Source organism: Solitalea agri (assembly GCF_023914155.1).
Classification (GTDB): domain Bacteria; phylum Bacteroidota; class Bacteroidia; order Sphingobacteriales; family Sphingobacteriaceae; genus Solitalea; species Solitalea agri.
In genome coordinates, this window is record NZ_JAMWYS010000029.1 from 1 (window position 1) to 1,862 (window position 1,862).

Here is a 1,862-nt window from a genome sequence, read left to right on the forward strand (position 1 = left end):
ACCGCTAACAGTTATACAGCAACGACTACCGGTCAGTATAAAGTAGTGGCGAGCTACCCTGCAGCAGCAGGTGGTTGTTCGGCTACTTCGGCTACGGTGAACGTAACGGTGAATCCATTGCCAACGGTAACGGTAGCACCGGCAGGTCCAATTGCAGGTTGTGCGGGTGATGTGATCGTATTAACGGCCACTTCACAGGCAGGCATGAATTACCAGTGGTACAACGGAGCCACAGCGGTAGGAACTAACACAAATACGTACAGCGCAACTATCAGTGGTAACTACTCGGTAGTGGTGACTAACCCAGCCACCACATGTTCGGCACCATCGAACGTGGTAGCGGTAACGATCACCCCGATTCCGGATGTGACGTTGAATGCAGCGGGTCCATATGTATTCTGTCAGGGCGGATCACAGGTGATCTCGGTACCGGCGCAGGCAGGAGCGAGCTACCAGTGGTACAACGGCGCTACTTCGGTAGGTACTAACTCGAACAGCTTTACGGCGACCACCAGTGGAACCTATACAGTAGTGGTAACCTTTACGGCTACTACCTGTAAAGCCACTTCGGCAGCGGTAAGTGTAACGGTGAATCCATTACCGGTAGCAACGATCAGTCCTTCAGGACCGACCACCTTCTGTAGCGGCGGCTCGGTAACCTTAACGGCACCGGCGCAGGCGAATGTGAAATACGAGTGGTTCCAGGGAGCAACCCCGGTAGGCACCAACAGTAATACCTTAACAGTAAGCACTTCTGGTTCATATACAGTAAAAGTAACCAACACGATTACCTCTTGTACGGCAACTTCGCCGGCAACAGTGGTAACGGTCAACAATACCCCAACGGTAACCTTAAACGGTCCGGGCCCATACACGTTCTGTCAGGGCGGCTCACAGGTAATTTCGGTTACTGATGAATCAGCCTTAGGCGTAACGTATCAGTGGTACAATGGCGCCACAGCCATTCCATCGGCAACCGCTAACAGTTATACAGCAACGACTACCGGTCAGTATAAAGTAGTGGCAAGCTACCCTGCAGCAGCAGGTGGTTGTTCGGCTACTTCGGCTACGGTGAACGTAACGGTGAATCCATTGCCAACGGTAACGGTAGCACCGGCAGGCCCAATTGCAGGTTGTGCGGGTGATGTGATCGTATTAACGGCCACTTCACAGGCAGGCATGAATTACCAGTGGTACAACGGAGCCACAGCGGTAGGAACTAACACCAATACGTACAGCGCAACTACCAGTGGTAACTACTCGGTAGTGGTGACTAACCCAACCACCACTTGTTCGGCACCATCGAACGTGGTAGCGGTAACGATCACTCCGATTCCGGATGTGACGTTGACCAACCCAGGGCCGTATGTGTTCTGTCAGGGAGGTTCGGTAACCTTCTCGGTACCGGCGCAGGCAGGAGCGAGCTACCAGTGGTACAACGGCGCTACTCCGGTAGGTACTAACTCGAACAGCTTTACGGCGACCACCAGTGGAACCTATACAGTAGTGGTAACCTTTACTGCTACTAGCTGTAAAGCCACTTCGGCAGCGGTAAGTGTAACGGTGAATCCATTACCGGTAGCGACGATCAGTCCTTCAGGACCGACCACCTTCTGTAGCGGCGGCTCGGTAACCTTAACGGCACCGGCTCAGGCGAATGTGAAATATGAGTGGTTCCAGGGAGCAACCCCGGTAGGCACCAATAGTAATACCTTAACAGTAAGCACTTCTGGTTCATATACAGTAAAAGTAACCAACACGATTACCTCTTGTACGGCAACTTCGCCGGCTACAGTGGTAACGGTCAACAATACCCCAACGGTAACCTTAAACGGTCCGGGTCCATACACGTTCTGTCAGGG

1 protein-coding gene is annotated in these 1,862 nt (G+C 52.7%); it reads left to right on the forward strand.

The window, feature by feature from the left end:
- Window positions 1-1,862 (forward strand): immunoglobulin domain-containing protein (locus NF867_RS09245; protein WP_252587543.1); only part of this gene is annotated, 1,862 nt, incomplete at both ends.